Annotated in this window: 9 protein-coding genes, 1 tRNA gene and 3 pseudogenes; 4 read left to right on the top strand and 9 right to left on the bottom strand. The window is 70.4% G+C overall.

Annotated features, from left to right (window positions below):
• Nucleotides 1-28: 28 nt before the first annotated feature.
• Together BN940_RS08590 and BN940_RS08585 are read right to left on the bottom strand one after the other, a co-directional pair.
• Entirely contained in the window at nucleotides 29-2698 is a 2670-nt protein-coding gene (locus BN940_RS08590) for an autotransporter outer membrane beta-barrel domain-containing protein (RefSeq protein WP_052355716.1), read from the bottom strand.
• Nucleotides 2695-4269 (bottom strand): hypothetical protein, encoded by a 1575-nt coding sequence (locus BN940_RS08585; RefSeq protein ID WP_158386253.1) that lies wholly within the window; start codon nucleotides 4267-4269, stop codon nucleotides 2695-2697. Before BN940_RS08585 ends, BN940_RS08590 begins: the two co-directional genes overlap by 4 nt.
• A gap of 208 nt (nucleotides 4270-4477) precedes the next feature.
• Here BN940_RS08585 and BN940_RS08580 point away from each other — a divergent pair.
• A tRNA-Val gene (locus BN940_RS08580) sits at nucleotides 4478-4554 on the top strand.
• Nucleotides 4555-4772: 218 nt separating this feature from the next.
• On the opposite strand, the gene BN940_RS08575 is transcribed toward BN940_RS08580, so the two are convergent.
• From BN940_RS08575 to BN940_RS08550, 6 genes are all read right to left on the bottom strand, one after another.
• Complete coding sequence (locus BN940_RS08575; protein WP_043682126.1) at nucleotides 4773-5552, bottom strand: class I SAM-dependent methyltransferase; 780 nt, start codon at nucleotides 5550-5552, stop codon at nucleotides 4773-4775.
• On the bottom strand, nucleotides 5552-6733 hold the full coding sequence (locus BN940_RS08570; protein ID WP_043682122.1) for an acetyl-CoA C-acyltransferase family protein: 1182 nt from the start codon (nucleotides 6731-6733) through the stop codon (nucleotides 5552-5554). Before BN940_RS08570 ends, BN940_RS08575 begins: the two co-directional genes overlap by 1 nt.
• 95 nt (nucleotides 6734-6828) lie before the next feature.
• Nucleotides 6829-7794 carry a chemotaxis protein gene (locus BN940_RS08565; RefSeq protein ID WP_043682119.1) on the bottom strand — a complete coding sequence of 322 codons (966 nt, stop codon included), beginning with the start codon at nucleotides 7792-7794 and terminating at the stop codon, nucleotides 6829-6831.
• Between the two features lie 145 nt (nucleotides 7795-7939).
• Complete coding sequence (locus BN940_RS08560) at nucleotides 7940-9538, bottom strand: copper resistance CopC/CopD family protein (RefSeq protein ID WP_043682116.1); 1599 nt, start codon at nucleotides 9536-9538, stop codon at nucleotides 7940-7942.
• Nucleotides 9535-10074, bottom strand: a complete 540-nt coding sequence (locus BN940_RS08555; RefSeq protein WP_052355715.1) for a YcnI family copper-binding membrane protein — start codon at nucleotides 10072-10074, stop codon at nucleotides 9535-9537. The genes BN940_RS08560 and BN940_RS08555 overlap by 4 nt, the downstream gene beginning before the upstream one ends.
• An 80-nt stretch (nucleotides 10075-10154) precedes the next feature.
• Nucleotides 10155-10586, bottom strand: a complete 432-nt coding sequence (locus BN940_RS08550) for a DUF2946 family protein (protein ID WP_084330589.1) — start codon at nucleotides 10584-10586, stop codon at nucleotides 10155-10157.
• Between the two features lie 212 nt (nucleotides 10587-10798).
• Here BN940_RS08550 and BN940_RS20380 point away from each other — a divergent pair.
• Both BN940_RS20380 and BN940_RS20375 read left to right on the top strand, forming a co-directional pair.
• Nucleotides 10799-11314, top strand: a pseudogene (locus tag BN940_RS20380) (MCP four helix bundle domain-containing protein); the annotation flags it as partial.
• A 69-nt stretch (nucleotides 11315-11383) separates the two neighbouring features.
• Nucleotides 11384-12421: pseudogene (locus BN940_RS20375) on the top strand (methyl-accepting chemotaxis protein); the annotation flags it as partial.
• An 85-nt stretch (nucleotides 12422-12506) separates the two neighbouring features.
• On the opposite strand, the pseudogene BN940_RS18470 reads toward BN940_RS20375, so the two are convergent.
• A pseudogene (locus BN940_RS18470) lies at nucleotides 12507-12611 on the bottom strand (JAB domain-containing protein); the annotation flags it as partial.
• 203 nt (nucleotides 12612-12814) lie between these two features.
• On the opposite strand from BN940_RS18470, the gene xth reads away from it, so the two are divergent.
• Nucleotides 12815-13600 (top strand): exodeoxyribonuclease III, encoded by a 786-nt coding sequence (gene xth / locus BN940_RS08540; protein ID WP_043682111.1) that lies wholly within the window; start codon nucleotides 12815-12817, stop codon nucleotides 13598-13600.
• Nucleotides 13601-13733 lie beyond the last annotated feature (133 nt).

The raw sequence follows: 13733 nt of genomic DNA, 5'->3' as shown, positions 1-13733 counted from the left end.
GCGCATCCCCCAAGGGGGATGCGGCGCGTCAGAACCGCATGGCCACGCGCAGGCTGAGCTCCTGGTTGCGGAATTCCGAGGCCAGCTGGGCCCGATATTCCGCGCGCAGTTCGTACTTGTCCTGCGCGTAGAGCTGGACGCCGGCGCCCACGTTGAACAGCCGCTCGGGCAGGGACGAACTCGAAGTGAACGTGATGCCCTTGCCGCTGCCGTCGGAGAAGGACACGTCGCTGTCCAGGCTCCGGTTGTTGATGAACGTGGCTCCGACCGACACGTAGGGGCGCAGCCACCCGTACCGGCCCAGGTCGACGCGGGTGCCCGCTTCGAGGGTCGGCGAAACGGCCACGCTCCATTCCTTCATGGCGCCGGCCTGGAGGGTCGCGCCGTCCCCGGCCAGGGTGTAGCCCGGCATGTAGGTGTGCAGCACGTCCAGGTCGGCATAGGGCCGCAGGTACCAGTCGTCCGAGGCCAGCTCGTAGGCCGCCCGCAGCCGCAGGCCGGCGGTCCAGACATCGTTCTTGTTCTCGGCGCTCCACAGGTCGTCGCCGACCCAGAACAGGGAACTGGAGTCGTAGTCGCCGTAGCCGGCGTGCAGGGCGCCCGCCAGCAGCCACGGGCCGGTCTGGTGCTTGAGCGAGACGGAGACGTCGCCGCTGCGCCCGTGGACCGAGGTGAGGCTGTCCCGGGTGTGCATGGAACTGACGTTGTAGGCCGCCGTGGCGCCGAAGAACCAGTCGGGGCGGATCTCCCATTGCCCGCCGATGCGGTAGCTCAGGCCGTCCTGCGAATAGCCGTCGCTCGCCGACCCGCGGTCCTGCGTGGTGCGCGAGCCGGTGATGCGCGACCAGACGCATTGGGTCTCGCGCAGGGTGACGCCCGCACCGTCGAACACCGGGCAGCTCAGCGCGGCATTGAGCGACTTGCGCCCGGCCAGCGTCTGGTCCGAGGCCAGCTGGCCCAGGTCCTCGGTGGGCGTCATGCTGCCGATCGCGGTTTCGTACTGCTGGGCCGATTCGATGTTGGCCATGCTGGCGAATATGCCCGCCATGCCGGCTTCGTTGCCGTCCCAGGCGCGCTGCAGGCTGTCGAGCAGCGAGCGGTCCGTATCGGTCAGATTGCCTTGCGCCTTGCCGACGAAATCCGCCGAGGGGGAGATCGAGATGCCGCCGCCGCTTTGCGACGCCGACCAGGCGATGGGGCTGCCGGGGCCGCCGGCCGCCGTGGCCGCCCGTCCGGTCTGCAGGGACGAGGCCGACACCACCGTGAAGCTGCCGGGCAGCAGTCCCTCGACGGCATGCGGCTTGATCTTGACGCCCTCGACGAGCACCCGGGATGCCTGCACCAGGTCGGCCTTGGGGCCCCCGGCGGCGACGCTGTTGACATCCACGAGCAGCGTGCCGCCCAGCTGGAGGTCCACCTTCTGGACCGTGGCGGTGGCGATCCTGCCCACCCCGCCGACATCGAAGGTGCCGGCGTTGTAGAACCAGCCGTTGCCGACCTTGATCGTTCCGCTGCCGCCGCTGACGTAGGTGCCGCCCACTTCGTTGCGGAACTCGTTCCATTCCGTGGTGTTGCCGCGCGCCAGGTCGATGTCGCCCACCACGGTGCCGAAGTTGCGCACGGACTCCTGGCCGAAAGTGGAGACGATGGCCCGGTCGGAAAGCGCGCCGACGCGCGAACCGGCGCCGATGACGATGGTGTTGTTGCGCCCGCCGTCGATCACGATGCCCGCGCCCTCGCCCGAGCCGCCCTGCAGCGTGCCCGAATAATCGACGGCGATGCTGCCGCCGGCGCGGCTGGCGTCCAGCGCGCCGCTGCTTTGCTGGAAGCCGCTCTGGGCGAAGATCCCGTACGAGCCGGCGCCGCTCGTGCGGATGTCGCCGGCGAGCTTGATCGAGATGTCGCCGCCCGTGCCCTTGTTGTCCAGCACCGTGCCCGAGCCGCCGGCCTTGCCGATGAGGCCGGCCAGGACCGTGGCCGTCTTCTCCAGCGCGGCGCGCGCCGTGTCGTCGGTCTTGAGCGCATCGCTGACCGTGCCGCCGCCTCCGCCCAGCGACTGCGCGAAGACGCCGTGCGCCTTGGCCCCCGTCGTCCGGATGGTGGTGCTGCCCGTCAGCGTGCGCACCTCGATGTAGCCGCCCTGGCCGCTGGAGCCGCCGGCGCCGCCCAATACCGGCAGCGTCCAGCCCTGCAGCACCGAGGCGCCGCCGTAGCCGCCGCCGCCGATGCTCTGCGCCAGGATGCCGGTGGCGCCCACCCCGAAGGTCTCGATGCCGGCGTTGCGGTTGTCGACGGCGGCGGCCGCGCCTTTGCCGCCATCGCCGCCGGAGCCGCCGATCGCATTGGTCAGGGCGATAGAAGGCAGGGGCTGGCCCGAGGGGGTGACCGCGGGCAGCGCCACGGCGAACGCCGCGGCGCCGCCGCCCGTGCCGCCGCCCCCGCCAATGCTGGAGGCCTGCAACCCGATGGCGGCTTCGCCCGAGGTCCGGATGGCGGAATTGTTGCTGATCCTGACCGCGCCGCCCTGGCCGCCCTTGCCGCCGGAGCCGCCCAGCGAGGAGGCGGCCGACACGGCCGGGCTGACGGACCTGGAAGTCGCGTAGCCGCCCGTGCCGCCGCCGCCGACGGATTGCGCCAGCACCGCCGTCGCGTTCCTGCCTCCGGTCTCGATCCGGCCCAGGGTGCTGTTGAAGGTCACTTCGCCGCCGTTGCCGCCACCCCCCCGGCGCCGCCCAGCGCCACGGACAGGAACGCGGTGGAGCCCGAAGCCGCGCCGCCCGTGCCGCCCCCGCCACCGATGCTCTGCAGCAGGACGCCATGGGCGGCATCGCCCGCCGTGCGGATCACGCCGCGATGCTCGGCCTTGACGTCGCCGCCGACGCCGCCCTGGCCGCCCGTGCCGCCGCTGGCGAAAAGCAGGATGCCGCTGTTGCCGCCCGATCCGCCGCCCTGGTTCACCGTCGGCCGGGTGGCGTAGAACGCGTCCAGGGCGCTGCCGCCGCCGACGCTCTGGGCCACGATCCCGCTCGAACCGGCGCCCGTGGTCGTGATGGTGCCGTAATTGGTGATGGAAACCAGTTTCCCCAGGCCCGCGCCGCCGCCGTCGCCGCCGTCCACGAAGGCGGCGCCGCCGCCGCTGCCCCCCACGCCGCCCACCGACTGGGCCATGATGCCGAAGCTGTAGTCGCCGCGCGTGGCGATGGTGCCGCCATTGAGCGCCTTGACCACGCCGCCGGCACCGCCCCGGCCGCCCGGGGTGCCCGCGGCGAAGGCGCCATTGGCGCCGCCGCCGCCCGCGCCGCCGGCGCTTTGCAGGATGACCGCGGTCGAATTGCTGCCATTGGCGGCGATGGTGCCCCAGTTGGCGAAATCGACGGCGCCGCCGGCGCCGCCGTTGGAGGGATAGCCGCCGCTGTTGCTGGCGTGCCCGCCGTCGCCGCCCAGGGAGCTGACGGACACCGCGGGCGCCAGCGCCCCGGTCACGCCGACGCTGGCGCTTTTGTCGAAGGTGGCGGAGACGTCTCCGCCGGAGCCGCCGCGGTCGGTATCGACCCGATCCTTGTACGTGCCGTCGGCGGACCGGCGCCCGTCCTTGCTGACGCCGGCCGCCCCGCCCTGCGAGAGCACCTGGATGGCGGGCAGCGCGCGGGTCCGGGCCGCCGGATCGCTGGTCGCGGTGACGCGCGACGCGATGTTCAGGGAAACCGGACCGCCGTCGCCGCCGCGCCCGATGCCGCTTTCGCTCTCGGTCCACGAGGTATAGCCCAGGCCGCCCGTGCCGCCCACCGAAAAGACGCGGATCAGCGGCCTGGCCTGCGCGGAGACGCCCAGCACGCCGGAGATCTCGGCGGACTGCGCCACGGAAAGCGAGGCCGCGCCGCCCTTGCCGCCCGGCTTGCCCGGCAGGTTATGGAAGACGCCCTTGGTGTGGACCGAGCCGCCGGCGCCGCCGACGGAACCGATCTCCAGCGCCGGCGAGGCCACGTTGCGGATCGGCTGGGACTGGGTCCAGGCCGAGGGATCCGCGTCCTTGCCCTCGGTCGCGGAGGACCAGGTGAACGCCGTTTCGCCATCGCGGCCATCGGCGCCGCGGCTGACCTGGGAAATGCCTTCGTCGGCCCGCGCCGGCCCGGCCGCCATCGAGCCCAGGGACGCGAGCAGCGCCGCAAGGCCGATGCCGCCGTGCAGCGCGGCTGCCAGGCGATTCAGGGAAAATTCGGCGCGCTTGCCGCGACGCCGCTCGATGGATGCCACGTAAAATCGTTTCACGATGATTCGTGGTTCGCCCGACGGAGACTGCGGCGAATTTTATCGTAGAAACTTGTTTCAACCGCGAAATGTTCATGGGTATGCCAACAGGTGTGGGTTTCCCGCCATATGCCCAAGTCGGCCTCCGGGCGACCCCATGGCGGCCCATTCGCGGCCTGGCTCGTTTGACAGTGCCCAGCGCCCACTCTATAATGCTTTTCTTTCCTGAAGGCGGTTAGCTCAGTTGGTTAGAGCGCTACGTTGACATCGTAGAGGTCGCTGGTTCGAATCCAGTACTGCCTACCAGAATTCATGCAAGGGGTGCAAGCCCGGGGCGCCAAGCCCCGCCAAGAAAAGCCGTATTCTCAATGAGATACGGCTTTTTTGTTGCCAAGCGGTTTGTTGCCAAGCGGTTTGTTGCCAGGAGGCGCCCAGCAGTACCAAACCCAGGGTGCCGAGCCCAGCCAGCACAGTGTGGGGTATGCATACCCCAAATCAGCGAGGGCCATACCCCAAAACGGAGCTCAGGCGCCGATCAGCAGCGACCGCGCCCAGCGGCGCGCCGGCAGGCCGGTGCGCGATTCCAGCCGTTCGGCCCGGTCCAGCAGGTCCTGGCGCGACAGGTCCAGGGCGTCGCCCTTGAAAGCCAGGGCCACCGTGTTGCCCTCGTCGATCTCCGGCAGGCACAGCACGCGCCCGCCGAAGGCCGCGCGGATGCCGCGCAGGTTTTCCTCGAAGCTCTCGTGGCGGCCGAAGAGGTTCACGCTCATCACGCCCGGCTCGTCCAGGATCCGGTGGCAGTCGCGGTAGAACTCCGGATCGCCGCACACCGGGCCTTCGGCCCGGCTGTCGTACAGGTCCACCATCAGCGCGCGGTAACGCCCCGCCCGCCCCGGCTCGGCCACCCAGTCGCGCGCATCGGCATGATCGATGACCGAGCGCGCGCTGCCCGGCAGGCGGAAGAACGCCCGGCACAGGGCGGTGACGGCGGGATTGCGCTCGACCGTATCCACCGGGGAGCGCGTATGCCGCAGGGTGAAGCGCAGCAGCGACCCCGCCCCCAGCCCCAGGATGCCGACGCGATCGCGCGGGCCGGACGGCGCGAACAGCAGCCAGGCCATCATCTGCTGGGTGTAGGCCAGCACCAGTTCGGAGGGGCGGGCGATGCGCATCGCCCCCTGGATCCATTCCGAATTGAAATGCAGGTAACGGATGCCGCCCTCTTCCGACAGGGTCGGCAGGTCGGCCTCGATGGCCTCGGCGGCCGGCCGCCGGGCGTCCCGGGCGGCGCGCGGCCGCGCCACTACAGGCGCTCGAAGATGGCGGCGATGCCCTGGCCGCCGCCGATGCACATGGTGACCAGGGCATGGCGGCCCTGGACGCGCCGCAGCTCGTGCAGCGCCTTGACCGTGATCAGGGCGCCCGTGGCGCCGATCGGGTGCCCCAGGCTGATGCCGCTGCCGTTGGGATTGACCTTGGCCGGATCGAAGCCCAGTTCGCGGGACACCGCGCAGGCCTGCGCGGCGAAGGCTTCGTTGGCCTCGATCACGTCGATCTGGTCCAGCGTCAGGCCGGCGCGCGCCAGCGCGTTGCGCGTGGCCGGCACCGGGCCGATGCCCATGTATTGCGGGTCCACGCCGGCGTGGCCGTAGGACACCAGGCGCGCCATGGGCGTCAGCCCGCGGGCCCGGGCGGCCTGCCCGGTCATCAGCAGCACGGCGGCGGCGCCGTCGTTCAGGCCGGACGCATTGCCCGCCGTGACAGTGCCGTTCTCCTTGGCGAAGACGGGTTTCAGTTTGCTGAAGCTCTCGGGGGTAGCGTCGAAGCGCACGTGCTCGTCCTGGTCGAACACGACTTCGCCCTTGCGGGTCTTCTGCGTCACCGGCACGATCTGCTGCTTGAAATGGCCCTGCTCGATGGCATGGGCCGCGCGCCGGTGCGATTCCAGCGCCAGGGCGTCCTGGTCCTCGCGGCTGATGCCGTATTTCTGCGCCACGTTCTCGGCCGTGACGCCCATGTGGTATTTCTCGAACGGGCAGGACAGCGCTCCCGTCATCATGTCCACCAGGCGCGAATCACCCATGCGCGAGCCCCAGCGCTGGCCCACCGCCACGTAAGGCGCGCGGCTCATGCTTTCGGCGCCCGCGCCGATGGCGACTTCGGCGTCGCCCAGCATCAGCACCTGGGCGGCGGACACGATCGCCTGCAGGCCCGAACCGCACAGGCGGTTGACGTTGAAGGCCGGCACGGCCTGCGGGATGCCCGCGTTCAGCGCCGCCACGCGCGACAGGTACATGTCGCGCGGCTCGGTGTTGATCACGTGGCCGAAGACGACGTGGCCGACCTCGGCCGCCGCCACGCCCGCGCGTTCCAGCACGTTGCGCACCACGAGTTCGCCCAGTTCGCAGGGGGCGACGTCCTTCAGCCCTCCGCCGAAATCTCCGATGGCGGTGCGGCAGGCTTCCACGATGACGATGTCTTGCATATCGATTCCTATAATGAGAATGCTCCCACGCTGCGCCTTCGGCTTGCTGCCCCCCAGGGGGGCGTTTTTACCTTGGGGCGGCCCGGCGGTAAAAATCAACGTCCCAGCGCCTTGCGGATGGCGCTGGACAGTTCCTCGGCGGAGAACTTGGGCACGTAGCCGTTGGCGCCGACGCTGCGCACGTGGTTCTCGTTGGCCGAGCCCGACAGGGACGAGTGGATCACCACCGGCATGGCGCTGAAGCGGGCGTCCTGCTTGATGTTGCGCGTCAGCGTGAAGCCGTCCATTTCGGGCATTTCCAGGTCGGTCAGCATCAGGCAGACCTTGTCGTGGATGGTCTTGCCCTCGGCCTCGGCGTTGGCGGCCAGGGTGTTCAGGCGGTTCCAGGCCTCCTGGCCGGACTTGGTCATCTCGTAGGGGACGCCCATGGCCTTGAGGGTCTGCTCCATGAGGGCGCGGGCCACGAAGGAATCGTCGGCCACCAGCACCACGGTGCCCGGCTTCAGGGCGAACTTGTCGCCGACTTCCTTGGGATCGACCTGGTGGCGGTTTTCCTCGGGCGTGATGGCCTGCAGGATGGCCTCGACGTCCAGCACCTGGGCCAGGCGCGCCTCGTCGCCGCTGCCCTCGGTCAGGCGGGCGATGCTGGTGATCAGGCTGGGGCCCGTGCCGGTGTTTTCGGCGGAGATGACCTGGTTCCAGTCCAGCCGCACGATGTCCTCGACCGACTCGACCGTGAACGCCTGGGTCGTGCGGGCGTATTCCGTGACCAGCATCAGGGTCGGCGCGGCCGCCAGCTTGCAGCCGATGATGCCGGGCAGGTCGTACACCGGGATCACCTGGTCGCGCAGGTGCACCACGCCGAGCGAGAACTTCGGCGCCCCCGCGATCGGCGTGATGGCCGGCATGGTCACGATTTCGCGGACCTTCAGGACGTTGATGCCGAAGAGCTCGGACTGGCCCAGGACGGCATCCGTCCCCAGGCGAAACAGCAGCAGTTCAAACCGGTTGGTGCCGGCCAGGTTGGTGCGTTCATCGATTTCTTTCTGGAGTGAGCTCATGTCAGGCCTTTTATGAATGCGGGGGGTCTCCGAACCGGAGATTCTAAAGGGCTCGGGCATCTATTGCAGCACCGGCATGGAAATATTCCCGTCCCCCGATGCCCATCCCGCCGATCCGCACCCGCATACCTTAACCCAAGGCTGCTCAGGGCGGCAGCACCCCCTCCAGCGTCACCTGCTCGAAATCGTTCACCAGGATCTCCATGCTCAGCCGCCAGTGTCCGGCGCCGGACGCGGGCAGGGAGCCCGCCTCGACGCGCCAGCGCCCGTCGGGCAGGCGACGGGCCTCGCGGCGCAGCGGCTCGATGCCGGCCTGCGGATTGCTCAGCGCCAGCGTCAGCCCCTCGGCCGCGAGCGGCTGGCCCGACGGATCGCTCAAGGCGATGAGCCACGCGCCGCCGGAGCGCGTCAGCAGGGCATGCGCCCGATCATTGGACAGCATGAAGGAGGCCGTGCCCTCATCGGGCCGGGGAGCGGACTCGGCCACGGCGGCGTCCAGGCTGCGCGGCGGCGGCGTGAAGCGCCAGAGCGACACCACTCCCAGCAAGACCACGGCGACGGCCGTTTCCACCTGGATGCTGCGCCGCAGGCGCGCGCGGGCTGCCGCCTCGCCCGCCAGGGCCGGGCCGGTGCAGCGCCAGCGGTTGAACGCCGCCAGGCCGAGCAGTCCGCACACCAGAACCAGCTTCGCGCTCAGGACGATGCCGTAAGACGTACGCCACAAGTCTCCGGGCCGGTCCAGCTGCAGCAGCGCCAGCCCCGCCCCGCTCGCCAGCAGGACGAGCACGACGGACGTGATCCAGCGGGAGAACCAGGCCAGGGGCGCCAGACCGGCCCGCCCGCCTCCCCCGGCGCCGAGCAGCCTGAGCAGCGGCACGAGCGCGCCCAGCCAGGCCGCCGCCGTCGCCACGTGCAGCACCACCAGGGGGCGCGACAGCCACTGGGGCGGCGCCGTGCCGGCATGGCCGCTGGCGGCGAGTGCCACGCCCGCCAGCGCCAGGCCCGCGCCCGCGCACCCGCGCACCATGCCGGACCGGCGGGCGCGCAAGGCCGCCGCCAAGGCCAGCAGGGCCAGGGCGGTCAGGCCCAGCGTCCAGGCATAGCGGCTGTCCAGAGCGGCCGCCCAGGCCGGCCAGCCTGCGAGGGCTGACCGGGGCAGGTCCAGCAGGTCCAGCCCCTGGAGCCCCAGGTTCACGGGCAGCAGGCCCAGACCGAGCCAGACCAGGGGACGGGCCCAGGCCTGGCGGTCCGAGGGATTCCGCGTACGGAACAAGGCCGCGCCCACGCAGGCGAACAGGCAGGCGTAGCCCAGCCAGCGGCCCAGCCAGATGGCCGCCTGGCGCGCGGCGGGCGGCGACTCGGCCGCGCCCGCCCTGGCCGAAGCGGCGGCCGGGCCGGCCGCCGGGCCGACCGTGTAATCCAGCGCGCCGCCCACGGGATGCCCGTCCGCCGACACGACGCGCCAGCTGAGCAGGTAGGCGCCGCGCCCCGCGCCGCCGGGCAGCGGCACGCGGATCCGGCTGCCTCCGGCCTGCTCCGGCTTCACGTCCACGGGCGGGCCTTCGGGGCCGAGCAGGCGCAGCGCGGTGACGCTGACGGGTTCGTTGAACATCAGCACGGCGGCGCCCGGCGCCCGGTCGAGCACGGCGCCGGGCGCCGGATCGGCCGACACCAGCGCGGCATGCCCCCAGACCGCCTGGCCCCACATCAGCAGGCAGACGGCCAGGAGGTGAGCGGCCTTCAATGGTGATGACCGTGGCCGCCGCCCTCTCCCTCATGGGCGGGCGCCACGATCTTCACGCCCGGCGCGGGGCCTTTCGCATCCGGATCGCCCGAGGTGTCGATCCAGCGCGACACGCTCTGGCCGCATTCCTGAACGACCGGGAAATACACGGTCTGGCCGGGCTTGAGGGCGTCCGACAGGTAGGCGCGGAAGACGAACTCGTCGTAGTAGGCGTCGGGCAGGCCGCCGCTCCAGCTGATCTCGCGCACGCCGCTTTCCACCGGCGCGCCGTGCAGGGTCTGGGGCTGCTCGTACTTGCCCTGGGTCAGGTCCAGGGTCCAGCCGGCCTTGGGCTGCGGCTTGGCCGCCAGCACGCCGTCGGGGATGCGCACGCGCAGCCGGGTGGTATCGGCGCCATCGCAGCCGTGGCCGACGCGCAGCACCGCCTTGTAGTAGCTGCCGGCGGCGGCCTGGGTCGTTTCGAGGGTGACGTGGGCCTGGGCGGCCGTGGCCAGGCCGAGCAGGGCCATCAGGCCCGCGGCAAGAGTGAATTTCATGAAGATGCCTTTCGGATGAATCGTGGACGAAAAAACGGACGAGCGGGATCGGAAAACCGCGCAACGGGTCCGGAGGTTTCTTAAACGAAAGCGAAAGGCGGGGGCGGCGCGCGCGAGCCGAGCGGCGCGCCGCGCACGCGCGAGACGGGCGGCACGGCGGCGGCGGGCGCGGCCGGGAGGACCGCGGCCAGCGCCGCCAGGACCGGCATGGATACGGCCGTCGGCAGGGCCGGACCGCCGGCATGCTGAGCCAGCAGGCACAAGGGGCAGGCCTGGGATTGCGGACGGTCGTCGGGATGAGGATGGCCGTCCATTGGATGGTGGCCGGCCATCGACAGGCCCGGATTCTGCACCGGGCACAGCACCAGGCCCGGAAACATGCCGTCCCGGGCCTCGACGTCGAGCATGGTGCCCGCCGGCACCAGCGCGCGCAGCGCCAGGGCCAGACACAAGGTCCAGATCCAGGGCGGGCACAGGGCGCGCAACGGCCGTCTCGACGCGGGGAGATTCATGCTCAAAGTATAGGGCACCGGGAAAGGCCGCGCGTCCGGCGCCGCGGGCCCCCGGAAACCTCTTAACGCCTAATTGTCCCGCTTCCCGGGCTCATTTCGGCACACTCCCGGATTTTTATCCATGTTAAAGATAACGTTATTTCATTCTGTTTCAGCATAAAACGGCGCCGGCATGCCCTGCGCCGTTCCGCGTCAGCCGCCAAGGAGCCGCCATGAGCATGCGCAACATCAAAATCAGCACCAGACTTTCGCTCGGATTCGGCATCCTGATCCTGATCACCGTACTGCTCGCCAGCCTGGGGGTCCTGGAAACGCAGAAAAACCTGGAAAACGGCGAGACCGTCCAGGTCCGCAACGAAATCAATGCCAAGATCCTGCAATGGGCCCGCTCCGTCGAAGTCAACGGCGAACGCACGCTCGCCCTGACGCACATCCCGGACCCCGCGGCGCGCGAGGCCATCCAGGCGAAGATGGCGGCCACCTCGAAGAACATCACCTCCCTGCAGGACCAGATCGGCACGCTGCTCCAGACCGCCGAGGGGCGGGCCCTGTACGAGAAAGTGCTGCAGGCCCGCAAGAACTATACCGGCCAGCGCAAGACCGCCATCGAGGACCAGAAGAAGGGCGACGTCGAAAAAGCCAACACATTCTTCCTGCAGGACATGCCCGGCCTGATCGCCGCCTACCAGGAGTCGATCGACGCGCTCTACACCTTCCAGCGGGAACGCGAACAACAGCTGTTCGCCGAGAGCCAGCGGGCCGGCCAGCGGACGCTGGTCCTCGTGGCGCTGGCGGCCGTCCTGGCGCTGGCCTGCGGCATTCTCCTCGCCTGGCGCATCAACCGCTCCATCGCCCGTCCGCTGAAGCAGGCCGTGACACTGGCCGGCCTCGTCGCCCAGCGCGACCTGGACCACGACGTCACGCCCCAGGGCAAGGACGAAATCACCGTGCTGGAACACACTCTGCACGACATGATGATCAGCCTGCAGCAGACCGTGCAGGACGTGCGCGCGGGCGCCGATTCCATCGCCTCGGCCTCGGCGCAGATCAGCGCCGGCAACCTGGATCTGTCCTCGCGCACCGAGCAGCAGGCCAGCTCCCTGGCCGAGACCGCCGCCACGATGGAGGAAATCACCGCCACCGTGCGCCAGAACGCCGACAACGCCCAGCAGGCCAACACCCTGGCCGCCTCGGCCGCCAAGACCGCCACCGACGGCGGGGCCATCGTCGCCGAGCTGGTCTCCACCATGAGCGAGATCAACACCAAGTCCCAGCAGGTCGCCGACATCATCGGCGTGATCGACTCCATCGCCTTCCAGACCAACATCCTGGCGCTGAACGCCGCGGTCGAGGCCGCGCGCGCCGGCGAACAGGGCCGCGGCTTCGCCGTGGTGGCCTCCGAGGTGCGGGCGCTCGCCCAGCGCTCGGCCGGCGCGGCCAAGGAGATCAAGGGCCTGATCGACACCTCGGTCGAATCGACCGCCAAGGGCAACGAGCAGGCCTCGCGCGCGGGGGCCACGATGCAGGACATCGTCGACAGCATCAACCGCGTCACCGACATCATGGGCGAGATCAGCGCGGCCAGCCGCGAGCAGACCACCGGCATCGAGGAGATCAATGCCGCCGTCACGCAGATGGACGACGTCACGCGCCAGAACGCCAGCCTGGTGGAGGAATCCGCCGCCGCGGCCTCCAGCCTGCAGGAGCAGGCCGACACCCTGGCGCGCCTGGTCGCCACCTTCCGCCTGAAGGACCAGGGAGGCCAGGTTGCCGCGCGGTCCTCCGCCGCCCTGCCGGCCCCGGCGGCGCCCCGGCTGGGGCATGGGGGACGCTGAGGGGGGCGCTGCAGACCGGACCTATCAGTCCTGTTGAACAGCGGGCCGGCTCTGCTGGCTATGGACGCACAACCTCGAGCGCCCCAACCAGCCGGCGCAGATACACCGATGCGCCGGCGATGGTGCCTCGGAACATTTCGGCGTATTCGATCAGCCGATGCTGCGGGCCCATGAACAGCACTGCGAACACCATCAGACGTGAGCTTCATGTCCACCTTGGTTGACACCCTGAGCTGGATCAGCGCGGCCGCGTCCGGGCGGCGCCCATTCCCCGTTCATGGCCAACGGGCGGGACCAGGCGACCTGGCTGATACCATAGCGGCATCCGCGCATCCGGACGCCGCATCTTCCAATGCCCTGAAACTGGGTAGCCAAAAAGCAAATCCTCATACCATGAAACTCGCCACCTGGAACGTCAATTCCCTGAACGTCCGCCTGGGCCACGTCCTGGACTGGCTGCGGGCCAATCCGGTCGACGCGCTGTGCCTGCAGGAACTGAAGCTGCCGGACGAGAAATTCCCGCGCGAAGCCCTGCTGGACGCCGGCTACCACGCCTGCTGGGCGGGACAGAAGACCTACAACGGCGTGGCGATCCTGAGCCGGACGCCGCTGCTGGACGTGCAGCGCAACATCCCCGGCTACGACGACCCCCAGCAGCGCATCATCGCCGCCACCCTGCCCGGCCCGGATGGGCGGCTGGTGCGCGTCGTCAGCGCCTACTGCCCCAACGGCCAGGCGGTGGGCTGCGACAAATACGCCTACAAGCTGGACTGGTTCCAGGCGCTGCGCGGCTGGCTGGGCGAGGAAATGGGCCGCCACCCGGAACTGGCGATCCTGGGGGACTACAACGTGGCCCCGGCCGACGAGGACGTGCACGACCCGGCCGCCTGGGCCGGCGGCATCCTGGTCTCCGATCCCGAGCGCCAGGCCTTCCGCGACCTGCTGGGTCTGGGCCTGCAGGACACGTTCCGCCTGTTCGACCAGCCGCCGCGCACCTTCAGCTGGTGGGATTACCGCCAGATGGGCTTCCGGCGCAACGCCGGCCTGCGCATCGATCACATCCTGGCGACGCCGGCGCTGGCGGCGCGCTGCCTCGAATGCGCGGTGGACAAGGCGCCGCGCGGCTGGGACAAGCCCTCGGACCACGCGCCGGTGGTGGCCACCTTCGGCCTCGCCTGACGCACGACGGCGGGAGGCACCACCCCGCACAATCTCCACAACCCGGCCCTGCGCAGCCCGGCCCTGCCCAGCCATGCCTCCCGGCAATCAGGCCGCGTGGCGCGCCCCGGCGGGCGCCGTGCCCACCCCCCGG

Source organism: Castellaniella defragrans 65Phen, from assembly GCF_000612685.1.
Classification (GTDB): domain Bacteria; phylum Pseudomonadota; class Gammaproteobacteria; order Burkholderiales; family Burkholderiaceae_B; genus Castellaniella; species Castellaniella defragrans.
The sequence above is the reverse complement of the archived record's forward strand: the minus strand, read 5'-3'. Positions and strand labels throughout refer to the sequence as shown.